Annotated in this window: 19 protein-coding genes and 5 pseudogenes; 10 read left to right on the forward strand and 14 right to left on the reverse strand. The window is 62.4% G+C overall.

The genetic code is table 11. From position 1 onward, the window contains the following. Positions 1-304: 304 nt before the first annotated feature. The 4 pseudogenes from C7G61_RS45180 to C7G61_RS38680 all read left to right on the forward strand — a co-directional run. Positions 305-745 (forward strand): annotated as a pseudogene (locus C7G61_RS45180) (IS110 family transposase); the annotation flags it as partial. Continuing rightward, a pseudogene (locus tag C7G61_RS38670) lies at positions 723-1,556 on the forward strand (IS1634 family transposase); the annotation flags it as partial. The pseudogenes C7G61_RS45180 and C7G61_RS38670, both read left to right, overlap by 23 nt. Beyond that, a pseudogene (locus C7G61_RS38675) lies at positions 1,555-1,776 on the forward strand (tyrosine-type recombinase/integrase); the annotation flags it as partial. The pseudogenes C7G61_RS38670 and C7G61_RS38675, both read left to right, overlap by 2 nt. A gap of 83 nt (positions 1,777-1,859) precedes the next feature. After that, a pseudogene (locus tag C7G61_RS38680) lies at positions 1,860-2,126 on the forward strand (transposase); the annotation flags it as partial. Between the two features lie 69 nt (positions 2,127-2,195). Here C7G61_RS38680 and C7G61_RS45685 read toward each other — a convergent pair. The 12 genes and pseudogenes from C7G61_RS45685 to C7G61_RS38735 form a co-directional block, all read right to left on the reverse strand. Continuing rightward, positions 2,196-2,351: a hypothetical protein gene (locus C7G61_RS45685; protein ID WP_210205919.1), complete on the reverse strand. Its 156-nt coding sequence runs from the start codon at positions 2,349-2,351 to the stop codon at positions 2,196-2,198. A 169-nt stretch (positions 2,352-2,520) separates the two neighbouring features. Further along, a pseudogene (locus C7G61_RS38690) lies at positions 2,521-3,754 on the reverse strand (IS3 family transposase). Positions 3,755-4,276: 522 nt separating this feature from the next. Next, the gene (locus C7G61_RS38695; RefSeq protein WP_108522885.1) at positions 4,277-8,056 is read right to left on the reverse strand and encodes an AAA family ATPase; all 3,780 of its coding nucleotides are present in this window, start codon (positions 8,054-8,056) and stop codon (positions 4,277-4,279) included. A gap of 3 nt (positions 8,057-8,059) precedes the next feature. Continuing rightward, positions 8,060-9,292, reverse strand: coding sequence for an exonuclease SbcCD subunit D (locus C7G61_RS38700; RefSeq protein ID WP_108522886.1), 1,233 nt, complete (start codon positions 9,290-9,292; stop codon positions 8,060-8,062). A gap of 121 nt (positions 9,293-9,413) precedes the next feature. Continuing rightward, on the reverse strand, positions 9,414-11,126 hold the full coding sequence (locus C7G61_RS46500; RefSeq protein WP_244608680.1) for a S24 family peptidase: 1,713 nt from the start codon (positions 11,124-11,126) through the stop codon (positions 9,414-9,416). A 174-nt stretch (positions 11,127-11,300) separates the two neighbouring features. Then, a complete protein-coding gene (locus C7G61_RS46505) occupies positions 11,301-13,361 on the reverse strand; it encodes an ATP-binding protein (RefSeq protein WP_244608681.1) in 2,061 nt (686 codons plus the stop codon). A 284-nt stretch (positions 13,362-13,645) separates the two neighbouring features. Beyond that, positions 13,646-13,867, reverse strand: coding sequence for a hypothetical protein (locus C7G61_RS38710; RefSeq protein WP_108522887.1), 222 nt, complete (start codon positions 13,865-13,867; stop codon positions 13,646-13,648). Between the two features lie 266 nt (positions 13,868-14,133). After that, a complete protein-coding gene (locus C7G61_RS38715) occupies positions 14,134-15,186 on the reverse strand; it encodes a nucleotidyl transferase AbiEii/AbiGii toxin family protein (RefSeq protein ID WP_108522904.1) in 1,053 nt (350 codons plus the stop codon). After that, the gene (locus C7G61_RS38720) at positions 15,179-15,769 is read right to left on the reverse strand and encodes a DUF6088 family protein (protein ID WP_108522888.1); all 591 of its coding nucleotides are present in this window, start codon (positions 15,767-15,769) and stop codon (positions 15,179-15,181) included. Before C7G61_RS38720 ends, C7G61_RS38715 begins: the two co-directional genes overlap by 8 nt. Before the next feature lie 147 nt (positions 15,770-15,916). After that, positions 15,917-16,783, reverse strand: a complete 867-nt coding sequence (locus tag C7G61_RS38725) for a hypothetical protein (RefSeq protein WP_244608682.1) — start codon at positions 16,781-16,783, stop codon at positions 15,917-15,919. A 98-nt stretch (positions 16,784-16,881) separates the two neighbouring features. Then, positions 16,882-17,583 carry an SMC-Scp complex subunit ScpB gene (gene scpB / locus C7G61_RS38730; protein ID WP_108522889.1) on the reverse strand — a complete coding sequence of 234 codons (702 nt, stop codon included), beginning with the start codon at positions 17,581-17,583 and terminating at the stop codon, positions 16,882-16,884. Between the two features lies 1 nt (position 17,584). Continuing rightward, positions 17,585-18,529, reverse strand: a complete 945-nt coding sequence (locus tag C7G61_RS38735; protein WP_108522890.1) for a DUF1403 family protein — start codon at positions 18,527-18,529, stop codon at positions 17,585-17,587. 123 nt (positions 18,530-18,652) lie between these two features. Between C7G61_RS38735 and C7G61_RS45190 the strand changes: the two genes are divergently transcribed. The 6 genes from C7G61_RS45190 (at position 18,653) to C7G61_RS38760 (ending at position 21,372) form a co-directional block, all read left to right on the forward strand. After that, positions 18,653-18,793 (forward strand): hypothetical protein, encoded by a 141-nt coding sequence (locus tag C7G61_RS45190; RefSeq protein WP_190242183.1) that lies wholly within the window; start codon positions 18,653-18,655, stop codon positions 18,791-18,793. A 36-nt stretch (positions 18,794-18,829) separates the two neighbouring features. Further along, positions 18,830-19,084 (forward strand): type II toxin-antitoxin system Phd/YefM family antitoxin, encoded by a 255-nt coding sequence (locus tag C7G61_RS38740; protein WP_108522891.1) that lies wholly within the window; start codon positions 18,830-18,832, stop codon positions 19,082-19,084. Further along, positions 19,084-19,491 carry a type II toxin-antitoxin system VapC family toxin gene (locus C7G61_RS38745; RefSeq protein ID WP_108522892.1) on the forward strand — a complete coding sequence of 136 codons (408 nt, stop codon included), beginning with the start codon at positions 19,084-19,086 and terminating at the stop codon, positions 19,489-19,491. Before C7G61_RS38740 ends, C7G61_RS38745 begins: the two co-directional genes overlap by 1 nt. Positions 19,492-19,655: 164 nt before the next feature. After that, positions 19,656-19,910 (forward strand): type II toxin-antitoxin system VapB family antitoxin, encoded by a 255-nt coding sequence (locus C7G61_RS38750; protein WP_108522893.1) that lies wholly within the window; start codon positions 19,656-19,658, stop codon positions 19,908-19,910. Next, a complete protein-coding gene (locus tag C7G61_RS38755; RefSeq protein ID WP_108522894.1) occupies positions 19,910-20,296 on the forward strand; it encodes a type II toxin-antitoxin system VapC family toxin in 387 nt (128 codons plus the stop codon). Before C7G61_RS38750 ends, C7G61_RS38755 begins: the two co-directional genes overlap by 1 nt. A gap of 2 nt (positions 20,297-20,298) precedes the next feature. Continuing rightward, positions 20,299-21,372 (forward strand): site-specific integrase, encoded by a 1,074-nt coding sequence (locus tag C7G61_RS38760; protein WP_108522895.1) that lies wholly within the window; start codon positions 20,299-20,301, stop codon positions 21,370-21,372. Between the two features lie 78 nt (positions 21,373-21,450). Here the strand turns inward: C7G61_RS38760 and C7G61_RS38765 are convergent, their stop codons facing one another. Both C7G61_RS38765 and repC read right to left on the reverse strand, forming a co-directional pair. Then, on the reverse strand, positions 21,451-21,699 hold the full coding sequence (locus C7G61_RS38765) for a plasmid stabilization protein (RefSeq protein ID WP_108522896.1): 249 nt from the start codon (positions 21,697-21,699) through the stop codon (positions 21,451-21,453). Between the two features lie 12 nt (positions 21,700-21,711). Then, positions 21,712-23,043 (reverse strand): plasmid replication protein RepC, encoded by a 1,332-nt coding sequence (gene repC, locus C7G61_RS38770; protein ID WP_108522897.1) that lies wholly within the window; start codon positions 23,041-23,043, stop codon positions 21,712-21,714. Between the last annotated feature and the right edge of the window lie 65 nt (positions 23,044-23,108).

Genomic DNA, 23,108 nt, shown 5'->3' on the forward strand with positions numbered 1-23,108 from the left:
TGCCATCAGACTCGCTCGAAACCGTATTCAACCCGCACACATCATCGCATGGTCATTCTGGCGTAGAGCTCATCAGGCGGCCGCTCAGCGCGCGCACGTCAAAACAAAAAGGCAACTGTAATGCTAGATTGCGGACCGGAAGGGAGCGGCCGATACGATTTTGGTGGCAAGTGACCCCGTTAAAAAACCTGGTCCATGGGTTGTTGCGCACTTGAGAGTGGTGACGCCATCCGGCGATCCCGTTTAGGAATCTGACCAATAGCGCAGCCCAGCCCTTCTGCCGTCGTCAACAGGAGGATTCGAGATGAAGCAGAAGAGATCGAAACCCAAGATCTACCACAAGATGCCGATGGTCTACCCGAACGCGGCGGCCATCGACGTCGGGGCGACCATGCACATGGCCGCCGTAAGGGCTGATCGAACGTCCGAACCAGTGCGCAGCTTCGGTACCTTCACGACCGACCTACATCAGTTGGTGGATTGGTTCGCAGAGTGCGGCGTCGAGACGGTCGTCATGGAATCGACCAGCGTTTATTGGATTCCGATCTTCGAGCTCCTCGATGCCCGTGGCTTTATTGTATTCCTCGTCAATGCCCGCGATGCCAAGCACGTGCCCGGACGCAAGACCGACGTCAGCGATGCGCAGTGGCTACAGCGGCTTCATTCTTACGGTCTGCTGCGTGCCAGTTTCCGGCCCAAAGACCAGATTGCCGAGCTGCGAGCACAGCCGCGATCACCGGCGCGATCGGCCGCAGATTGTCTACGCGCTGCTCTGTACGCGCGAGGGGCTGCCGATTGCGGTTGAAGTCTTTGACGGCAATACGGCCGACCCGAAGACGCTGAGCTCTCAAGTCGAAAAGATCAAGGACCGCTTCGGAATCAGCCGCATGGTGTTGGTTGGCGATCGGGGAATGATCACCGCGGCGCGCATCCGCGATGATCTCAAGCCAGCAGGCGTTGATTGGATCACCTGCCTACGTGCGCCGGCGATCCAGGCGTTGGCGGCGGAGAACGGGCCGCTGCAGCTGTCGCTGTTTGATGATCGCGATCTCGCCGAGATGAGCGCCCCTGACCTGTTCCCGGGCGAGCGGCTGATCGTCTGTCGCAATCGCGATCTGGCGGCCGAACGAGCCCGCAAGCGCGAGGATCTGCTGGCCGCGACCGAGCACGAACTTGCTCGCGTTCAGGCGCAGGTCCAGCGCAAACACTCTCCGTTGCGTGGTGCCGCCCAGATCGGCATGGCGGTCGGTGCGGTTTTGGACCGCAAGAAGATGGCCAAGCACTTCGATGTCGAAGTGGCCGATGGCGATCTCTCATGGCAGCGACGGATCGGGCGGATCGAGGAAGAGGCGCGCCTCGACGGCATCTACGTCATCCGCACCAGCATGCCCGCTGGGCATCTCGACGCTGCAGAGGCGGTTCAGGCCTACAAAGACCTGTCGCGAGTCGAACGCCGCTTCCGGTCCATAAAAACCATTGATCTCGAAATACGGCCGATCCGCCACTGGACGGCACAGCACGTGCGGGCCCATGTCTTTCTGTGCATGCTCGCCTATTGCTGCGGGCCTGACCAAGCGCGTCACGTTGCACACGCTGCGCCATAGCTTCGCGACACATCTTCTGGAGAACGGAACCGGCATCCGGATCATCCAGGCTCTGCTCGGGCACAATAACCTGTCGTCGACGGCGCGCTACACGCAGGTCGCCACCCAACCGATCTGGGCGACGCAGAGCACGCTCGACCGCCTGTCGCTGGAGGTGACGCCACCGGCATGACAACGCGTCCGGGATGCGGCTTATGACCCGCCCCGACGTCCGCCCGCACCGACCCGCCATCGAGATTGCCGATATCACCCGCCGAAGCCAGGTGGATTTTGCGACGCCTCGAGTTCCACTACACCCCAAAACACGCAAGCTGGCTCAACATGGTCGAGATCGAAATCGGCGTCCTGCGGCGCCAGTGCCTGGATCGCAGGATCGACGACCCCAAGCGACTGCGCCGCGAAATCACCGCCTGGGAACGACAACGAAATGCCGCCCGCTTCCGCATCAAATGTTTGTTCACAACAGACAAGGCTCGCGCCAAAATGGCTGGCGCCTACCCCGCCACTTCCAAAGAGTCATAATCTCTGTGAAGCGGTAACAGTCCCTCGTGTAGTACGCGCCAGCGACAGGCGCAATTTTTCGAATTCGCGCTAGGCGAGATGAAAACACGCGCCGTCCAGGCGAGTCGAGCCTCGTTTGGTGATGATCAGGCTTGTGACGTCGTCGAGTTCCTCGACGCAGTCGACGATTGAAGTATATTCCTTTGGAAATCCAAGGCCGGCTTCGATATTCTTGATGAAGCCCATGGGAAGCTGGAAGAGCGCGTCGTGTATGGCCTGTTCATCTCCGGGCGGCTCAACGCCAAAACCCTCCAAAACGATCTCTTCGATCTGTCCGTACTTTGAAGTGGACCCCGTCCGTGGGACCATGGAGCGCCGAAGTTAAGGTGTGATCGCGCCTGCCTTGTCGTTCAAATCAAGCAGCTTCCTGCTGCGGCGTTTGCGTCTGCTGTGGGTATGTGGGCAACGCGTTTGCGTTGTCCAAGCGAAGCGGCATATCCACAGTCGTCGCCACCTCGGTCCTGTCCGTGCCGGCACGCCATGCCGCCATGGGAAACTGGTTGTTCATCGCCTGGTGTGGACGGCGATGATTATAAAAGTTCATCCATGATCCGATGCCGTCTCGCGCTTCGCGCCCGTCGGCATAGGCTTTCAGGTGCACTTCCTCGTACTTGATCGAGCGCCACAGCCGTTCGATAAAGATGTTGTCCATGAAACGCCCGCGTCCGTCCATCGAAATCGCGATGCCTGCAGCCTCGAGCCGGCCGGTGAAGGCCAAGCTGGTAAACTGCGCGCCCTGATCGGTGTTGAATATTTTAGGCCGTCCGTGCCGCGCCAGCGCTTCGTCGAGCGCCGCGATGCAAAAGCCTGTATCCATCGTGTTCGACAGGCGCCACGCCAACACTGCCCGGGTAGCCCAGTCAATAATCGCGACCAGATACAAGAATCCCTGCGCCATCGGAATGTAGGTAATGTCGCTGGCCCAGACATGATTGGGCTCGGTGATGCTGACGCCACGCAGCAGATAGGGATAGATCTTGTGGCCGGGAGCGGCCTTGCTGGTGCCGGGGCGCGGGACCAGCGCCTCGATCCCATCACGCGCATCAGCCTTTGCACGCGCTTGCGGTTGATGCCGCGGCCGGCCTGATTGAGTTCGAACACCATTCGCCGCGAGCCGTAGAACGGCCATTTCAGATGCAGTTCGTCGATCCGCCGCATCAAGGTCAGGTCGTCGATGCTGGTCACTGGCACGGGCCGGTAGACACCAGAACGCGCCAGATTCAGCAGCTCACATTGCCGGCGAACCGACAAATTCTCGCCAGGCCGCCCGACCATCGCCCTGCGCTCGGGGAGACTCATCGCCCGGGCCTCTTGGCCAAGAAATCCCTTTCAACCGTCAACTGACCAATCTTGGTATAGAGCTTCGCCGTCTCGCGCTCATGCTCCTCCACGCCATCGCCCGAAGCACTCGCGCCACGCGCGAACAGGCTCGCCAAATTGTCGAGGACCTGCTTCTTCCAGCCATAGATCTGATTCGGGTGAACGCCGTGCCGCTTTGCCAGCTCCGGTACCGTCGCAACCTCGCGCAGTGCCTCCAGAGCAATCTTGGCCTTGAATGCGGCATCGAACTTCTTGCGAGAGTTGGTCATATCCGTACTCCGTCGGTTGAGACAGAGCAGGACGCTTCACACCTTAAGATCTGGTCCTATTTCCGGGGTCCACTTCACTTTGCTTCAAAGTATCGCTCGGACGGGTACGTGATAATAGGTCGAATGATAATTGTTGACTTGGTGGCATCGAACCAAATGACCTCTTTGATAGGCAACGGGTTCGGGTCCGGCTGATCTGGCTTGAGCGATTGATAAATGCCGGGATCGGCCTCACACTGGACCGCGATGCATCCTGGATGAATCTCTCTTAAACTCAGCTTCACGACGTACCCCACTTATCCGCCGCATGTGCCGGATAGCCCCGATCGCATAATCTCAGCCCGCCCGTCGAGCGATGGCAAGAATAGCCCGAATCAGTGCGACGGCTGCCAATATTGCACAACGAGGCTATGGTGATTGACGAATTGAGATCCACGGTCGGCATCCTGCTTATCATGGCAGTCGGATAGCGCACTGTGATCAGTGCTTCCGCGATGCCGCCACTCGTGACCGCGCCGCCGTCTATTGCACGGCCTCGACAGCAAGCCACACCGTTCCCATTCCGGTAGAAACCCGAATCTCAGAGCGCCCCGCGCCGCACTTTTCAACGCGAACCTGCACGGCGATCCGCTCGATCATGGCGGCGACATGAGTGATGACGCCAACTTTTCGTCCTCGCCCCTGCAAGGTTTCCAATGCATCCACTGCCAACTCGAGCGTGTCGGCGTCCAGCGATCCGAAGCCTTCGTCGATGAACAGCGTATCGACAAAGGACGATCGGCCTTCGAGGCCTGATAGTGCTAACGCAAGCGCCAACGAGACTAGAAATCGCTCGCCGCCGGAAAGACTCCGCGTCCCGCGAATCTCATCGTCCATGTCGCAGTCGATGATATATAGTGCGAGATCTGACACCTTTCCCCGCGCGAGCCTGTAACGGGGGCTCAGTGCATTGAGATGATCATTCGCGAGTTGCACCATGTGATCGAGTGTGATGCCCTGTACGAAGCGACGAAAGCGATCGCCATTGGCTGAGCCGATGGCGTCATCGACCGCCTGCCAAATGGCAAGTTCCGCCTGGGCCGTCTCTATCTCCGCAGATAGGCTTGCAGCTATGCGACGCGCGTCATCGTCGCGCGCGAGCGATGCGCAAAGTGTGCCGGTTCGTTGATGCAGATCGCCGATTTCCGTTGTAAGGGTTGCAACGGCGGCAGTCGATGCCTCCGCGTCAGTTGTCTCATCGAACCCTTCCAGCGATCTCTCGAGGTCTTCCCGACGCATCAGGACGGCGGCGTCCGCATCGTTTACGGTTCGGTCGATCTCTTGAATTCGTCTCCGTAGCGCTCTGCACACAGCTGGGTCGGTGGCAATCAGCGTGAACACCTGACCCGGCGACCGGGCGATATCCTGACAGGCCGTATTGAAGGCCCCTTCGGTTGACGCGCGGCGATTCTTCGCGGCCTCCAATCCCGCGGCAGCCTCCTCACAGCGAGCGCTGGCCGACTGGAACGCGCCGGCAGCATTGGATTTCGCCTCGCGCGCCTTGGCGAGGGTTTCGCGGGCCGTTCGACCAGCTTCGTTGATCCGGGTCCGGTGACTGGCAGTCGCCTCACCGCCAAGAAGTTCAGCTCGGGCGGTCGCCTTCTCTTGCGCGAACCGTCGACGTTGATTGAGTTGGGCCGCGCTCTGCGTCATTTGCGACCGTGCGTGCTCAAGCGAGACGGCCGCCGCCGCGCGGTCCGGCGCCAACCGTTGTAGCGTAATTTCGAGCTCGCCAGCCCGCTCACGCAGTGCCCCGTACTCTTGCGCAACCGCTGAAAGTCTGTCGGCGCAGCCCACCGGGTCGGCGTCAAGCAGCTCGATGGTTAGATCGGCTGCAACGAGGAATGGCGATATCTCGCGATCGATGGTAGCGAGGTTCTCTGCGAGCGCCGCTTCCCGGATTGCGGATTCCGTGGCTTTCAGTTGTCCAGCATGAAGTTCAGAACGTCGTTGGTCGACGCTTCGAATTGTCGACTCGATGGACCGAACGAGTGCGTCATGCTCTCTCTGCAAACTGTCGCTCTCGGCCCGAAGGCGCTGGGCGTCTGCGAGTGGAGCAGCAATCGTGATCCGTTCCGTCTTCGCGGCCGAGGTGAGCGCCGCCAATTCGCACGCGGCTTGACTGTCGAGCGCGCGAGGCACACTCCCCTCCATTCTCGCCTTGGAGCAGAGGTCGCTCACCATTGGCCTTAGTTCGATATAAGCGCTCTCGGCTGGCGAAACCTGGCCGCGCGCGATATCAATCACGCGGTTCGCCTCTGCCCGGCGCCCTTCCGTAGCGGCAAGTGCGCGTGTCGCGGTGCTAAGACGCTGGCCTATTGCAGCCAGCGCCGTATCCAGCTCTTCGCGACGACGACGAACGGTTGCAACCATCTCGTTCAACGCGCTGGGGTGCGCGAGATGGGGATGGCCTGTGCTGCCGCATACCGGGCACGCAACATTCGGGGTTAGCAGGCTGCGCAGATGGATGGCTTCAGAGGAGACAGCCTCGTCGGCCAGTTCCGCGAGCGGCACGATTTCGACGCGCGCGGTCCGACTGCGGAGCTGCTCGGATTCGGCGTTAGCGATTTGGCTGCCTGCTGCGCTCACCTCCTGCGCCGCAATGGCGAGCTCCGATTCCCCGCGCGCTAGATCTCCAGACGCACGATTATGCTGTTCACAGATGGTGCTCGCCTGGCGCAGAGCCTCAAGCGCTCCCTGGAGATCTGTGTCACGTTGATGGAGCGTCGGCTCGTCGATTGCGGCAAGGCTATTGCGACACTGAGCAATGTCGCGACTGAGGCCCTCTTTCCGCTCACGATCTGCCGCGAGCATCTCCGACAGCTCGCCTATCTCACCTTCCAAACGTGCGATTATTGCCGCAGATTCATTCGCCCGGAACATGCTGCGACTCTGTTTGAGAGAGGCACGCTTCTCCAGCAGAACCGTCGCGTCACCGAGGCGATCAGCAAGGATAGCGCGGGCTGATTGCTCCCTCAATTGGACCATTGTTATGCCCAGCGAATCTGTGCATTGGCCAATAGCCTGATCAAGCGCTGCCAGCGCGTCTACGTTGGATCGCAGCGTCGTTTCCGCCTGCTGGGACTTCGCTGCCGCATCAGTAAACTCGATCCTGGCCGCGGCCAGTTCGGCGTCGAGCTTCTCGGCTTCGCTCCAGAGGGGACCAAAGCGCTTGAAGAGGTCTTCTGCGGCCTCGTCGGCCGTTGCAGCATCGGAGAGTTGACCTGCCGCGGCGTCGTCGCGCGTTCGCGCTTCTTCGCGGGCGATGAGCAAATCGTCGAGGCGTGATTCAGCCTCCGTCGCCGTTCGCCGCGCATTGTCCATTTCAACCGAAAGCGGGCGAAGCGGCTCGACGAGATCAAATTCGGCAAGCGACTGATATTCATTGGCGGCCGTCTCACGCGCTGAACGTGCCGTTCCGGCTCGATCCACTGCTTGAGCAAGATCGCTTCTGGCGGCAACGACGCGCTTGAAATGATCGAGCCGTCCGTCGTGTTGATCACGCTCCGCGGCTTTCTGGGCAATAGCCGACGCAAGCCGACTTTGCTCGTCCAGCAATCCTTGCTTGGCAGCATCATCGAGAAGGCCAATGTCACCACGACGCTGCTCCAGCTGCTCGACGGCCCTTCGTCGAGCCTCCGTGCCCTCACGGACGCGGATCGAGATCGCCGCGTAGATTTCGGTGCCTGTGATTTTCTCAAGCAATTCTGCGCGCTCGCTCTCAGCGGCGAGTAGGAAGGCATCGAATTCGCCCTGAGCGAGGAGTACCGTTCGTCGGAACTGATCGAACGTAAGCTCGGTCCTCGCTTCTACCGCCTCGCGAACCTGAGTCTTGCCCGTCGCCACGGCGCTGCCGTCGTCAAGGCGATACAGCGCGCGCTGCTCATTCTGAAGCCGGCCATTTGCCCGCCCGCGCGCGCGGTTGGCTTCCCAGCGGGCACGGTATCGCTCACCGTCCTGCCCGACGAAATCTACCTCGGCATACCCGCCGCCGGCACCTCGGCGCAGGATCGCGCGGCCGTCATGAATCGAGATCGGCTCTCCACTAGGGTCGGGAGCATTCTCGCGCCGGCCGACAGAGACGCGGGGGTATTCGCCGTAGAGCGCGAGGCACAGTGCATCGAGAATGGTCGACTTTCCGGCGCCAGTCTCGCCCGTGATGGCGAAGAGGCCGGAACCCGCGAGCGGTTCTGCTGCAAGATCGATTTCGAAAGGTGCCGCAAGACTGGCCAGATTTTCCCCGCGGATCGCCAGGATGCGCATGGGTCAAGCCTCCGCCCGTGCACGGTGGAAGACATCCAGATGGGCAACACCCGGTGCCGCGCCAAACTCACGCTCGAACGCGAGTTTAAACATGTCCTCTGGATCTCGTTCCGCCAACCGAATCAGAGGATCCGTCAGGACCGTCTCGTTCAGCGTACCGGGTATCGTGGCGACACGAGTATCGACAACGCGTACAGGAAAGTTCTCGGTGATGCGGTCGATCTCCTCTCTGAATCCAGAAGGCAGCCCGTTACGAGCAAGTCTGATCTGGACGAACGGCCGCTCGTTGATCGGCAGATCTGGCTGGAGATCCAATGCCGTCAGGTGATCGCCAAGTTCAGTCAAACGCATATCACCGGACTCTGGCAGCCGCAGGAAAGGAACCGGCCGATCGATTGGGATATGCTCTGACGTGACCTGCGCACCGTCGACGCTCACAAGCGTCACTCCATGAGCGTAAGGCTGCTCCGTTGCCGACAAGGGGATTAATGATCCCGAATAGCGAACGCTATCGCGACCTATGGCCTGGGCTTTATGCAGATGACCAAGCGCGACGTAGCTTGCTTCTGTCGGGAACACATCATGCGGCACGGCATGTTGACCGCCGACCAAGATCCGGCGCTCGGCGCCCTCCGACTCGATGCCACCCGCGACGTGGAGATGTCCCGTAAGGACAAACGGCAAACCATCCATCTGCCGCCGTAACGTGCCGAGCAATTCCGCGTAAAGACTGCGTACTCCGGCGATGACGGGTGAGCCAGAGTCGCCATCCAGCCGCGTCAAATTCGGAAGGCAGGCGGCAGTTGGGTAGGAGACCGCCAGGACGTGTGCGGCCATTGCACCGCTGGCGTCGAAAATCGGCACGAGGTGTTGCGCCGCCTCGATCCGCCTATCGCGCCGCCGCACATTTCCAACGACGCGAATATTAAAGGCTTCTAGCAAAGGCCGAGGCGCTTCCAACCTTCCGGCGGCGTCATGATTGCCGGCAACGATCACTACGGTCATTCGTGGTTGCGCGCGGCTCAGCCGCACGAGCGCGTTGTAAAGGAGTTGCTGCGCCTCTCCTGACGGATTCTGACTGTCGAACACATCGCCGGCGACTACGAGCGCGTCGACATTCCGCTCGACGACGATCTCTTCGAGGCGCTCAAAGACCTTGCGGTGCTCATGCTCTCGAGAGAATCCACGCAATGTTTGACCGACGTGCCAGTCGGCCGTGTGCAAGATGCGGATCATTCTTCCTCCGGCTCGTCCCAGCCTGCGTCCGCCCAACGAACGAGCAGTGCGCTCATGAGGAACCCATCAAGGACCACAGGCTGAGGACATTCTGACTGATCGTCACACGAAGACCGGATGTTTAGAAGATCGTGCCATGTACCTTCCACACATCATCGACGACCGAGATGCCGGGGATCGCGCCGCCCGCACCGGGAAATTGCACATATTCCCCCTCTCCAGCTTGGCCCACATTTTCCAGGTAGTAGACGGAAGCATTGCCGGGCATCTGTTTGCCGAGACGCTTCAGGTAGGCGAAGTGGTCCGACGAATGAACGTCCGGCCGTGCCACGACGGCCAGGATCCGCCCCGCCAACTGGGATAGGTCGGGCGCTCGTCCAAGCAGCACATGGCCCTTGTCCGGCGCCACCGGAAAGGCGCTATCGCCAGCGACGACCGCCGCCGCGACCACCTGGGAGAGGATAGCCGAACCGGTTGCGGGAATCGCCTCGTCATGAGATTTGGCCGGCACCGTCTCGTCAAACAAGACACCGACGATCTTGCTCAACGTGGCGCTGCTGCGCTGAACGAAGTGCGTCGGCGGTACGCGCGAACTCGCCGATGGCACGCTCTCCAAGACAATCCGCGACAAATCGGCCTTATCGATGCCGATGCGGCGTGCGTAGGTTTTCCCCGGCGTTTGCACGATAGCGAGGTCTCCGTTGCGAACCTCGGCGGTCAGCGAGACGATCAGGGTCTGTCCGGGAAAGGCCGCCAATCCCAAGGTCGGCGCGCGCAGCGTGAAGAGCGAGATGTCGCCTAGCGACCCAAGCTCGAATTGGTCCTTTGCATCTTCGATGCTGGTGAGGGGAGCGCCGACCTCATGGGCGGCAAGCCGCCCGAGGACCGATATCGGCTTGGCCTGCAAGGGAACGACGTTCGGTTCGGCCGGAGCCTTCGTGGCCTCCGCCAGGGCTTGTTCCGACGGCAATCGGCCCATGAACCTGGCATAGGCGAGCCAACAGGCGTCGATCGCGGCGAAGACATCCTCATAATCTTGGCGGACGATATCCGCATCGACGGGCGTGAGCCGATCGGCCTTGCCGTGGTGTGCCTTGTTGATCGCGTCCCGGAATGGCGCACCGGCCTTCAGGGCAGGCAGCTCGATCAGCTTGCGGAACGGCTCTTCGTTGAACGGCCGCTCTCCTCTGTTTCGCGCGTTGGCGATCTTGCCGAGGAGATCATTCAGCGTCGGGTCTTTCAGGACCGCGGGATCGGACGCCAGCAGATCCCAAAGCTTAATCTCGATGCGTACGCGGACGGGATGAACGAATGCCCGCGCGAGCGTGACATCATTCGGATCGGTCTTTTGCCAGTGTTCGCCGCGCAACCTTGCTTCATCGGCGACTGGCGCCAGACTGACGGTGCATTTCGACGTCGAGATCGCCGAAAACTCCCACACTTCGGTGCGCCGGCCGGGCATGGTGGTATTGTGCGCGGAGACGAACGCCTCGATGGTGGGGATGAAGCCAAAGTCGTTGCTGACGATCAGCGGGCTCATGTCCGCCGCGATCAGATGCGGAACCGTCGCTGCCAGATTGGCGACGTTGCCCGGATCGAGCAGATCCTGCGGATCATCCATCAGGATCGTCGAAATCCCTCCGGATCTCGTCCAGACCTGCTGCCATAGCGCAAGGACAAACGCCGACAAGTAAGCCCGCAAAGCCGAAGCGTTCATGACATGATGCGCCTCGACCAGATGCTTGCCTTGTGCCGCCAGGAACGTAAAGCCGTCGCTCTTGGCCGGGTCCAACCCCGCGTAGGCAGGTGCTTGCAGGAACTGCGCCTTGTACATGCGCTGCGACCAGGCCGTTGCCTGCGAGTCGAGAGCTAGGATCAGACCGGCGACCTGATCGTGAACAAGGGCTGGAAACCGCGTGAACGGCTCAACTGCGTTCGCCGCACGATCAAGCTTTTCGATCCGCTCACACGCGGCCTTCCACTTCTCGCAGGTCAGCTTGAACTGGCCCTATTGGCGACGCACACCGGCGAATGCCGTCGCCGCCTCGAGGTAGGTGTTAAGAACGCTCAGTTGCCCGGCAACCGCGCGCTGATTGGCTGGGACATCGGTTTCCGCCGCAGAGCGCAATACGCTGGCCACGGCGGACCTCGCGAATTCCGTGTTCGCGGCGCGATATCTGGCGAGACGAATCGCACGCCGCACCTTCTGGATCGCGCCTCGCAGGCCTTCGGCGTCGGGAATCTGTTGCGGGATGGCCGTGCTCGGCAACGGCGCGCGGACGGGTGCGTTCGCCCATGCCATGCGGCACAGTTCGGCGACGCCGGGTGCCATCTTGCGAAGGACCGGCGGAAAATCCGGTTGCTCGAAGACCTCCTTGGACAACGCTGCCTTATAGACCGTCGCAAGGTCATCCGGCACATCGTCAGATGCAAAGGGCTGCAAACTCGCCGGCAACTGTCCGCGCAGCCCACGCATGGCGTCGCGCTCCCATTCGGCGCCGGTCTTCAACAGTGCTGAATCCGCTTTGCGGGCCTCCCCTAGCGCGTCGGCCACGGCCTGATCCAGCAACGCGTCCCGAGGAATCGCCCCGGGTTGCGTGAGATCGCGATCGCAAACCGGACATGTCGAGAAAGGCTGCCCCGGATGAGCAGCCTCATGCCATCTGGCAACTAGGCCATAGAGGCGCAGCCGATCCGAACGACTGGCATCCGACAGGCGATTGACCAGGCTCTTGGCCTCGGCCTCGATGCCTTCGAGGACCTTTTCGGCAGATTCCAAGTCCGTCTCATGCAGCTCGCCGAGGTTCGCGGCGAGTTGCATGGACGGCAGTCCCCTCAAAGCGGCGCCGCTGAAACAGTTTTGAGCGGCCGTCAGCGCGTCTCTGAACCGCTTAATCTCGATATCCGACGTCAGGGGCGGCAGGGCGCCCAGAATCAACGTCGCTTCCTCGGCCGCCTGGTCCTCGACCGCCTTGAGGCGCTTCTCGGCGTCCGTGAGGCCAGCCACCCATCCATCGCGATCGCCGTTGGCGGGAACGACGACGCAATCGAGGTTCGGCAGATCCTTCCCGCTCTTCAGAAGGTCGTCGAGGGTTTGCTTCTGGGCGCCCGCCGTCGTTTCGCAAGCTTCCTTCTCTTGCTTGGCCAGCTTCGGATACTTCTCGGTCAGCCGATCGTGGAGACGCCCGCTCCGCGCGCCAAAATGCGCCAACGGCCGCAGGCCGGTCAATGTCGACACGGCCTGGGACAGCGTGGTCTTGTCATCGAAGCGGGTCGCGGCGGCGATGCCGGGCATCAGGATGCCGACCTGAAGCGCCAGCTCGGATAGCCCCAATTTTTCTAGACCGATCACGCCGGTCTTGAATCCCTTCTTACCCTCCCGCTGGAGGTGGCGCTCAACCACGACCTCCCTCCCATCGATCAACGATCGAAACGACAGCCGAACCCATGTGTCGACCTTCGGCACGCCATCGACCGCTACCAGCTCCTGCTCGGTGGGAATTGGCACAATCACTGGGATGTCAAATCCGCTCTTTTCCGCCTCGGTGCTGGCGACTTGCACCGAAATGCACTCATGCAACGGTGCCGGCAGCCCCTGCGACCGGTATCCATACCCGGTCAGGCACCAGCAAACGGCGCTGACCAGCGAGGTCTTGCCCGCCCCATTGAACCCCCGAAACAGTGTGGCCGGTGCCGCGAGCTCAAGCTCGAACGGCTTGGGGTCTGAACCTCCCTCGGCGCAATGACGATGCAGCCCCCGGAATCGATGCGCCTCGATCTTGGTGAGTTGCCATTTCTGCAATTCCGGCGGCGCCTTAGCCGGTGCGGGCAAGGCTTTAGGTACATTGTCAAGCGCGGCGAGGACGCGATCCACCTCCCCATCCTGAATTGCAGTGTCTTTATCCGGATTCCAGTACGCTCGACGGTCTTGATTGTAGAACGCGAGAACAGCGCGGCTATCACTCAACGGCAGGGAAAATGTCTCTCCGCTAGCAACGTGCAGAATCTCTCCCGCGATGAGGTGAGATACGACCTCATCGAGGGTCATGTCTGCAATATTATGTTCCATCTCCACTCCTAAAAATATTCTTTGATCACAACTGGCGCCACTTTCATATCAGCGGCGGAAACGAAGAAGCGGGGGCCCAGCCCACCTTCAGTGCCTGATTCGTCGGTGGGCTACCTTCTCCGGCGCGGCGCTGATCGCGATAGGGTAACCCTTGGCTTCGAGGAGAAGCGACCTGTACTGGCCTGAAAATCGACTCCGCATTCCTTGAGGTGCGTGTCCGCCTTGCAGACATTCGTCCCGCTTCCGGCCCTCCTAATACTCATCCGAAGTCAAACTGCGATAACTTACCTTAATCTAAACGTGTCGGAGTTTCGCGACTGTTCCTGACCTTTGGTCCAAGAGGATAGCCCGGCGACGCTGACCAAAATGACCACGCCAGACGCCATGTAGAGGGTTGCCTCGGAGGCTCCTGGCATAATTGTCGGTACGAGGTATATCGCAAAGCCGAGGCCGCCTGTAAGTAAGGTCGTGAACGCCTGCACGCGAATATCGCTGTCGAGCGTCATGAGAAGAGCTCCAGATGTCCCTTGTGCCTGGTTTGCGAATTTGCCGGTGTCTGGTCAAGTGTGGCTCGGCGGATCACGGCACTGTTCGGCGAATACCCGTTCTCAAGGAGAACACCGAGCAGCCTCCTATGGTCGTGAAGGCGAACCACCTCATATTCCCGCTTTACTTCGGCTCTTAGCGGATCTTTTGTGCGGCACGACGCAGGTTTACTGCAGGCTTCGGCCAAGATGCGCAGCTCCCGCGGAAACACCGCAGCCGGACGTGATTACTGCGAAGCCGGCGAAGCGTTGATGGTGTCCTGTAGTTTCTGGATGCGAGCCATGATCTCGTCGAACGATAGCGGTTTCTCATCGAACATCATCGGCGCCATATCGCGATAATCAGCGCGCAGATCCTTAAGCCGCGTCTCCAACGGCACAAGCTGCAACGTGCCTGGCCGCGCGGTGTCGTAGCTCGCCCAGGCGGAGCGGAAAAACACCGCCTTGTGGTTGGCGACCTGCTCGAGCAGCGCGAAGTCGGCGGCGGCCGCGTTTCCGTCTTCAGTGTCGAGCAGCATCGCGATGTCGTAATAGTGTCGGGAGAAATATTGCGGCGTCGGGGCGTCCTTCGGACGGTGCGCCTCGGCGTGCAGCGCCGTGGCCTTTTCCCAGAAGGTGCGCCGCACCAACAGCACAGTCACGGTGCAATCCGCTTCCTCGAAGAAGTCGGGAAACTCATTCGCTGCATACGGGCGGATGTTCTTCTCTTCGGTCGGCCACGGATCGCCGCGCGCGCCGAATTCCAGCTTCACCCTCGGCGTGATGTAGGCCATGCCTTCATACGCCTCCTTGAGCAGCGCGGTCGGGTAGTGGAAGTTCACGCTCTGCGGATCGCTCGGATCGATCTCCAAGGACCATTCGCCGTTTGTCGGCTCGCCGAGCTGCTTGGCGATCGCCGCGCGCAAGGCGGGCAGCAGCTTCTCGGCAATGTGCTTTTCGACGTCACCGACCAGATCCTCGATCAGCTTGCCCGCCTGCTTTTTGCTGATCCCATCCCTTCCCGGATCGCGGTCGCCGGTGTAGCCAAGATCGGCGCGGTCGAACGACAGGTCGATGTCTTCGGAAAAGCGGCGGATCGCGCCGAAGGCCTTGGACAAGGAGGTCCCACCCTTGAAGACCAGGGTGGGCGCGTCTTCTTTCTGCAGCTCGAAGAGGCGTTTCAAGGTCCAGCAGACCCAGAAGTCCTTCTCGATGATGGTGTTGGCGACGCCACGCGCCGCGCCCGTCTCACCGAACAGAGCCGCGCGCTCGGCGCCGTCGAGACGGGCGACCTTATCCATCGGCCCCACCGGAGATGGTGGCGATGGAGACGAGTGTCGGTCGCATCCATGCCGGCGCCCGGACGGCGCCCTTCGCGAGCGTCTTCTTGTCGCTCGCCGACAGCCGGCGCCCGGCGACGCGTACGACATCGGTCGCCCGTACGGGGCCGAGATGCCGCAGAGCCTGAACGACGGTGCCGGCGAAGCTGCCCGGAGCGATCAGGTGTTTTGGCGAGGCGTGACGCAGATCAACGACCCGCTTGCCAAGCACGACACGGCGGGAGGGACCATCGGTCAGGTAGTTGTTCTTGGCCGGAACCTGGGTGGACAGGCCGAGCGCGTTCGCGGCGCGGGCACCGGCGATCTGCACCTGCGAGCCGGTCTCCCGGGCGAGCGCCTGCGCGACGTCATCGGGCGCCGGCGAGAGCGGGCCGAGCTTCGGATGAAGCTTGGGGAAGTCGTAGAGGCCGCGCGCCAGACGTCGCAACTTGCCACCCCTGACCAGCCGGGACAGCGCCTGGTCAACGGCCGCGCGGCCGGCCACGTCCAGGAAATCGCTGGGCGTGAAGACGCCGCCGCGCCCGCCGGCGTGGGCGCGCTTCATGATCCGGTCCGGAACTGATGCGACGGGGGTTTTCATGTGTCAGAAAATAATATATCTTTTTCTGACATGTGCAAGGCCTCGTTCGGGCTCTTCCCCTCGGGCCTCGCAGACAGTAAAGGTGCGGGCCAGAGCCCCGGCCGGCGTTCGTTAAGGGTCGCCCACCTCGGCCCAATAAAGACGATCCTGCTCGGCCTTGAGCGCATCGAGCGTCACGGGGACAGGGCTGAGATCAACGTTGTACATCGGCAGCGGCCAATGCCGGTACAGCGTGTCGACATGGTCTTGCGTCGCCGATTCCTGCGGCAGGCCCTCGGCAATCAGGCGCTCGAGGAGTTCGCGCGTCAGTCGCTCGGCATCCCACAGCGTCTCGCGCTCCTTGAATTCCAGTTCCCCCCAGACTTGGGAGCTCGCCTGCAGCCCTGTGAGCGTGAACATGCCGCATGCAGCCATCGTCTCGATCACCGCCACGACCGCGGGCATCCTCCGTCCAAAGGGGTTTTGATGGCCGGCGGGTGCATTCCAGAGCGGCGTGCCGTCCTCATAAGCTTCAACGTCCGCATAGAGCTTGCTCTCCCGCCGATAGAGCGTCGAATTCGGCACAATGAGCTCGCCCATACTCCCCTCGAGATCGTGGGTGGTTCGCAAGGGCTCGACCGCTTTCCGCAAGCGCGCGATGTCCTCGCTCCACCACTCGGCAAGCTGGGCGTATATCAACCGCTCCAGGTGACCGTAGAAGCGCCCGATCAGCATGCTGAGCTTGCCGGCTACGCGTTTCTCAGGGCAGCGCACCACATCCAAGAGGATGAGAATTTTCGCCGCCTCCTCCTTGGCGAAACCCTCGAGCACTTCGGCTTCCCGCGGCATCGCGTTCAGTTCAAGTGACGCCGACCAAAACCCTTTCGCGCTGGCATGGATGATCGGCAGCCCCTCGGCGATGAAGGCGAGCCGATCGGTCGCCGACATCTGACAAATTCGGCTAGCCTGTCTCTGCCCTATCTGCAATTTCTTCGCCATCGTCGTGGTCCTCGACCCTCCAGCTGCATGTACACATCGGGCCCGGTAGAGCGGGAGCTTCTCCCTCGAGCGTCAAACGGGGGCCGTCTGATTGGCCGTCAGCCGGCCAGCGGTTCGTCGCGCTCGAAAGGCTCATCATCACCATCGACGGCGGTCGCGTCGGTTTCCAAGCCGGCGGGAAAGCCGTCCGCCAACAGTATGTCTTTGCTGAGCAGCCCGGCGTCCTCGAGCAGGTCGATGTCAGGCAGATCGCGCAAGGATTCGAAGCCGAAGTGCGACAGGAAGGTTTTCGTGGTCACGTTGGTATACGGCGCGCCAGGGGTTGGGCTGCGCGGCCCGGCCGCGATGAAGCCGAGCGCGCGAAGGTGACCGATCACATCCCGACTGATCTCCCTGCCGAACGCCCGGCCGAGCTCGCCGCGGGTGATCGGCTGGAAATAGGCGATGCACATCAGGACGAGCGCCTCGGACTGCGACAGCGGTTTTGGCGCGGTGGCGCCGAGCCCGGTGGCGGCGCGGATCGCATCGGCAAAACCCGTTCTGGTGCGATGTTGAAAGCCGCCAGCAACCGACACCAGGTCGTAAGGCCGGCCGCGCAGCTCGTCGCGAATCGCGTCGATGAGCAGATCGAGGTTGCAGTCGCGCCCGACCACCTTGGCAAGCACCTCGCGCGGCACCGGCTCGGGTGAGGCAAAAATTACCGCTTCGACCCGGCCCATCCACTCGCGCCAGCGCAGCTCCGGCGGCAGGTCGGCCAGCTCGGTGTCGAGATTCTCTTTCGGTCGCGCGCGCCGCCCCATCTCAGAGCCCGTACAATCGAAAGGTCGGCCGGCCGGTGAGCTCGCGCACCGCCCCGAGCGACACCAGCCGTTCGAACAGCCGTCGGGTGCTGCGGTCGCTCGCCATCTTGCCGGCGCCGGTGGACTGGGCGTCTTCCACCATCAGGATCCCCACCATCATGTCGGCATCCCTGCCGCGCAGCTTCGGCGCGACCGCCAGCAGGCGTGTCGCCCGCCGTGCGAGATCGTTGTAGAGGTCGATCGCGGCCACGGCGGCCGTCGTGTAGGCCGCACAGAGTGCGCTCATGAAGACGGTCTCGCCCTCGAGGTGCTGTGGTGCTTTGCGCAGCGCGCCGCGCGACAGATGGGCCGCGAGCAGCGGCACCGGCGCCGGCCAGCGCAGCTGGTGGGCGAGGACCGCATCCGCCAGCCACAGCGGCACAGCCTCCTCGTTCGGCAACATACGTCTGCTCGCGGCGATGATCTCAGCGGCGGCCAGAACCGGCATAACGTGCTGCTGCCTCGTATGTCGGCTGGCAAGTCCGACGATCTGGTCCGGCAGCGAGTTGAGGGGATGGCCGAGTGCGGGCGCCAGGGCAAAATTCCACTGCTCCACATCACTGGAGGCGCGTTCGCAGAGCTTGCGCCAGGCGGCGAGAATACGCCCGCCGGGACCCGGATCGTCGTCCTCGCGGCGCAAGTACCAGTGGTCGCGCAGCGCAGCTTCCTCTTCCGTCCGCCCGCCCTGGCGCGCGAGAGTAGCGGCACAGGTGAGCGCGAGACGTTGGCGCCACAGACTGCCGAGCGGGTGCTCGTCGCGTGCGATCGGATGCAGCGCTGCGAGCGCCGCGCCGGCATAAAACACCGCTTCCGTGACGATGTCGGGCGGTGCGCGGCGACGCAGCCAGGCCGGCGCCGGGGCGAAGGTCGGCGGAGGTTCGGGGACGATTCGGCAACGCGCGGGCATGCGAAAGGGTATGCCAGCGCGGCGCTTTGTGCCACTATAATCGCCTCAAACCGCCGAACCTGTCGTTGCATAATAACGACCGATAATGTTGCCTTATCGGTCGTTCTGTTCTTAATATAGGAAATGCCCGAAATCGCCGCCCGGACCTTCGAAAATCTCGCTCCGGAAGCCTCCGTGCCGCCCGAAAACCCGCTTTCCGGCGTCGATCTTTCCGCGCCCGAAACGCCGGCGCCCAGCCTTGACCTCAACGACAACGGCCCTTAGAAGATAGCTAGACTGTCTAGCTAGGAGCGTGCAACCATGGAATGGCCGCTACAGGACGCCAAAAACCAGTTTTCCAAGGTGGTGCAGAAGGCCCGCCTCGAAGGCCCCCAGGTCGTGACCCTGCGGGGGATGCGGGCCGCCGTGGTGCTGTCGGCCGCCGATTACGATGCGCTCCGCTCCAGCCGGCCGACCCTGGTCGACGACCTGCTGGCCGGACCCGGTTGGGATGACGACCTGGCCGAGGGCGTGACGCAGCGCGCCAAGATCCCCAGCCGCGACGCAGCCTTCTGATGTATCTCGTCGACACCAATGTCGTTTCCGAGGCCCGGCGCGGCTCGGCGCAGGCCACCGGCTGGCTGCGCTCGGTCGAGCCGGCCAGCGTTCACCTGAGCACCCTCACCCTCGGCGAGATCATGCGCGGCATTGCGCTCAAGCAGAAATCGGACCCGAAGGCGGCCGCCCATCTGGCCGAATGGTTGCGCAAGCTGCGCCACGACCACGCCGACCGCATCCTGGCGGTGACCGATCAGATCTCCGTCGAGTGGGGTCGCATCGCCGCGATCCGGCCGCGCGGCGACATCGATGGGCTGATCGCCGCCACCGCGATCGTCCACGACCTCATCCTGGTCACCCGCAATGTGGGGGATTTTGAGGATACGGGCGCCACGGTGATCAATCCTTGGGAGGCGTCGGTCTGAGCAGCACAGATTCTACCGACGCATCCCTCCCTCCCCTCGGTCGCAGGCTGGCCCCGCCGGAGCTGCCCAGAACCTGGTCAGGGGCTCAAGAACCAAGCGCCAGCATTGCGCGGCTGGCGCTCTGTAGGTAGAATATGGAAAAATAGGAACCAAGGAACTCAGCAATGGCGCTAAGCATCAAGGATCCCGAGACGGAAAAGCTCGCCCGCGCGCTGGCCGAGCGTACTGGTGAGACCATCACTGTTGCGACCCGCCGCGCGATCGAGGAGCGGCTGAAGCGAACGGCATCGCAGGCGCGTAAGGCCGCCCTTCTGGAGGATATGGAGGCGATGCAGCGTCGACTGAATGCGCTTCCGATTCTCGATCACCGCAGCCCGGACGACATCATCGGCTACGACGAAAATGGCATACCAAACTGATGGTGCTCGATACGTCCGCGATTGTCGCGATCTTCTTTAATGAGCCGGACGCTCCACGCTTTCGCGAGCAGGTCGCTGAAGATCCGGTCCGTCTGATTTCGGCGGCAACTGCTGTTGAGGCTGCAATGGTCATTGAGGCTCGTTTGGGTGAGGCGGGAGGAGCAGAACTTGATCTCTGGCTGCATAAGGCGGACATCGAGATCGTTCCCGTGACCGCGGACCATGCCGACCAGGCCCGCCGCGCCTGGCGTCGGTACGGAAAAGGCCGCCACCCGGCCGGACTGAATTTCGGCGACTGCTTTTCCTATGCCCTGGCCGCCCTCAGTGGTGAACCTCTCCTGTTCAAGGGCAACGACTTTTCGCAGACCGACATCAAGGCTGCCTGACGATGAACAATCGCTCTCCCGGCCGCGACAGCCTTCTCGTCGCTTCGGAGGCCGTGCGACAGCCGGGCGAAGCCCCCTCCCCTGCTCTACCCGCCCACCTCGAGCAGCTCGCCGATCGCGCCCGCGGCTATGCCGACGCCGCGAGTTCAGCCAACACGCGACGGGCTTACGCATCCGATTGGAAGCACTTCTCCGGCTGGTGCCGGCGCCAGGGCCTCGAGGTTTTTCCGTCCTCCCCGCAGACAGTGGGGCTCTACATCACCGCCTGCGCCTTGGGCACGGCGACCGCCGATCGCCAGCCAAATTCGGTTGCCACGATCGAGCGGCGGCTCTCGGCGCTGACCTGGAACTATACCCAGCGCGGCTCGCCGGTCGACCGTAGCGACCGCCACATCGCGACCGTGCTTGCCGGCATCCGCAACACCCACGCCGCACCTCCCCGGCAGAAGGAAGCCGTCTTACCCGAAGACGTCATCGCCATGCTGGAGACGCTCGATCGCGGCACCCTGCGGGGGCTGCGCGACCGCGCCATGCTGTTGCTGGGCTTCGCCGGCGGCCTCAGGCGCTCGGAAATCGTTGGCCTCGACGTTCATCGCGACGACACCGAGGACGGCGGCGGCTGGGTCGAGATCCTCGACAAGGGAATGATCGTCACCCTGCGCGGCAAAACCGGCTGGCGCGAGGTTGAGATCGGACGCGGCTCGTCCGACGCCACCTGCCCGGTCGTGGCCTTGCAGACCTGGCTGAAGCTGGCCCGGATCGGCCACGGGCCGCTGTTCCGCCGGGTCCGCGGTCAAGGCAAGGACGTCGGGCCGGATCGCCTGACCGATCAGCAGGTCGCGCGCCTGGTCAAGCGCGCGGCACTCGCCGCCGGCGTCCGCGGCGATCTCCCCGAAGGCGAGCGGGAGGAGAAATTCGCTGGGCATTCGTTGCGTGCGGGCCTCGCCTCCTCGGCCGAGGTCGACGAGCGCTATGTCCAAAAGCAGCTCGGACACGCCAGCGCAGAGCAAACCCGACGCTACCAGCGACGGCGCGACCGCTTCCGGGTCAATCTGACCAAGGCGGCAGGTCTCTGATCTTCGAAGGCCGCGCCCGCAAGCGGAGCGGCCACCCGTCGTTTCTCCGGCCAAGACGTCCAGGCGTATTCGAAAGCGTCAGAGATTTAGCCCCGTATGGCGCCGCCATTGTTCGCGGATGACGGCATCGAGATCAACATCCGAATCGCCGTATGTTTTGAGGCGGCCGTAAAAGACCGCTGGCGATTCTCGGCTGATCATACGCTCCGCGTAGACTTCCGGAGCGCGCTCGAGAATGTCTTCGCTTGGACGATTTTCCAGGCGTGCGAGGCGGCGGGCAAGGTATCGCGCCTTCGCGCTTAGGGCGGAGAGCCAGGGTTGGATCATGTTGCATCTCCGTCACTTCGGCCGCTTGGCAAGAAGCGCCCGCAATTGTTCGCTCGGTTGCAACCCGCCGCCATGAGCCGGCTTTTGCGACTCATCCCTACCAGGCCCACCCCCGCCCTGCACCGCCGACGGGCTCGATGCGTCGAGTTTGGCACGCAACAACGCCATGATCATCGGCCAAACTGAGAATTTCCCGTCCCTGGCCCGATCGGTCAGGCTGCGCAGATAGCCCCCGGCACTGCTGATCTGATCCGATTTCTGGTGGATCGCAGCCAGCGTGATCGCGGCCTGCTGATCACCCAGCGCCTCCTGCGCCTCCCGCCACGCGCTCGGACTGATGCCCAGCATCGGCCGAGCAAGTTCCGCGGCCGCAATCAAATCCCGCCAGTGCCGGATTTCACCGCCTTTCACCAGCCAGCGCATGTTCGGGCAGGCGTCCAGCACGATTCCCAGAGGCAACTCGCGTTTCGGCAAGCTCCGCAGGTTGTCGGTAGCCGCGACGTTGCCGCCCGCTTCATTCTTCTTCGGCGGGCCTTCTTCAGATTCAGATAAGGGTTCTGGATTTGAATTCTGTATGTGGCGTCCGAAATGGGACTCATTGGCGGCCGGATTCTGTGTTTTTGTGAAAGTTTCCAGCAGCTCTCGGGTCTCTTGCCAGAGCTTCTCCAAATCACTGCCAAGGCCTTCCAGGACCTGCCGCGGCGCGGTTCTTGGAATCCGCCCTACGATCTCCTGGTAGGCCTGCTGAAACCGCCTCCAGTCCGCCGGGACGCCCTCATCGATCCCCGCTTCGATCATCTTCACGATATCCCGGCGCAGGATGGTGAGCCGCTCTTTGGCGACCCGGAAGGCCTTCTTCTCGGCGTACACCGCCCCGGCGAGGGATTTGTATTCCTCAGCCCTCGCCACGATCGGCGCCAGGTCGAAGCCGTAGGCCTGCTCGATCTCCCCACCTCGCCCTTTCCGGGCAAAGCGCTTCCCGTTCGGGCTGTCCCTGCGGATGATCAGGCCGCAATCGACAAGGACCGCCAGATGCCGGCGCAAGGTCGTCGGCGGCATCCCGTTGGCACGCGCCATCAACTGCTCGTTGGACGGCCAGACAATCAACTCACTTTCTGCTTCCAGCGCAGTCTCGGGATGGAACGACAAGAGCGCGTGCAGGATCGCGAGCGCACGATCGGTGGCGCCGAGAACTTGGCGCGCCTCCTTGATGTGCTGGAAGACGTGCCACTTGTGAACGATGGCCGTCTCCGGCTTCCCGTTCTTCGCGGCCATCTGGCTTGAAATCATGCCAAGCGTCATCGGCCGCCGCCCAAAGGGCGTCGTTGCTATTGGTTGCGTCATGGTTGTGCCCTTCAGCTTTTAGGCAAAGCGAAAGCGCTCACCAAAACGGTGTCCAAATGCCTCGA

The sequence above is a fragment of the Bradyrhizobium algeriense genome (genome assembly GCF_003062295.1).
GTDB classification, from domain to species: domain Bacteria; phylum Pseudomonadota; class Alphaproteobacteria; order Rhizobiales; family Xanthobacteraceae; genus Bradyrhizobium; species Bradyrhizobium algeriense.

Coding starts and splice junctions, on each gene's coding strand:
- C7G61_RS45685 (WP_210205919.1), bottom strand. CDS start 2,351: ATGGGCTTCATCAAGAATATCGAAGCCGGCCTTGGATTTCCAAAGGAA.
- C7G61_RS38695 (WP_108522885.1), bottom strand. CDS start 8,056: ATGCGCATCCTGGCGATCCGCGGGGAAAATCTGGCCAGTCTTGCGGCA.
- C7G61_RS38700 (WP_108522886.1), bottom strand. CDS start 9,292: ATGATCCGCATCTTGCACACGGCCGACTGGCACGTCGGTCAAACATTG.
- C7G61_RS46500 (WP_244608680.1), bottom strand. CDS start 11,126: ATGTACAAGGCGCAGTTCCTGCAAGCACCTGCCTACGCGGGGTTGGAC.
- C7G61_RS46505 (WP_244608681.1), bottom strand. CDS start 13,361: ATGGAACATAATATTGCAGACATGACCCTCGATGAGGTCGTATCTCAC.
- C7G61_RS38710 (WP_108522887.1), bottom strand. CDS start 13,867: ATGACGCTCGACAGCGATATTCGCGTGCAGGCGTTCACGACCTTACTT.
- C7G61_RS38715 (WP_108522904.1), bottom strand. CDS start 15,186: ATGGATAAGGTCGCCCGTCTCGACGGCGCCGAGCGCGCGGCTCTGTTC.
- C7G61_RS38720 (WP_108522888.1), bottom strand. CDS start 15,769: ATGAAGCGCGCCCACGCCGGCGGGCGCGGCGGCGTCTTCACGCCCAGC.
- C7G61_RS38725 (WP_244608682.1), bottom strand. CDS start 16,783: ATGGCGAAGAAATTGCAGATAGGGCAGAGACAGGCTAGCCGAATTTGT.
- scpB (WP_108522889.1), bottom strand. CDS start 17,583: ATGGGGCGGCGCGCGCGACCGAAAGAGAATCTCGACACCGAGCTGGCC.
- C7G61_RS38735 (WP_108522890.1), bottom strand. CDS start 18,529: ATGCCCGCGCGTTGCCGAATCGTCCCCGAACCTCCGCCGACCTTCGCC.
- C7G61_RS45190 (WP_190242183.1), top strand. CDS start 18,653: ATGCCCGAAATCGCCGCCCGGACCTTCGAAAATCTCGCTCCGGAAGCC.
- C7G61_RS38740 (WP_108522891.1), top strand. CDS start 18,830: ATGGAATGGCCGCTACAGGACGCCAAAAACCAGTTTTCCAAGGTGGTG.
- C7G61_RS38745 (WP_108522892.1), top strand. CDS start 19,084: ATGTATCTCGTCGACACCAATGTCGTTTCCGAGGCCCGGCGCGGCTCG.
- C7G61_RS38750 (WP_108522893.1), top strand. CDS start 19,656: ATGGCGCTAAGCATCAAGGATCCCGAGACGGAAAAGCTCGCCCGCGCG.
- C7G61_RS38755 (WP_108522894.1), top strand. CDS start 19,910: ATGGTGCTCGATACGTCCGCGATTGTCGCGATCTTCTTTAATGAGCCG.
- C7G61_RS38760 (WP_108522895.1), top strand. CDS start 20,299: ATGAACAATCGCTCTCCCGGCCGCGACAGCCTTCTCGTCGCTTCGGAG.
- C7G61_RS38765 (WP_108522896.1), bottom strand. CDS start 21,699: ATGATCCAACCCTGGCTCTCCGCCCTAAGCGCGAAGGCGCGATACCTT.
- repC (WP_108522897.1), bottom strand. CDS start 23,043: ATGACGCAACCAATAGCAACGACGCCCTTTGGGCGGCGGCCGATGACG.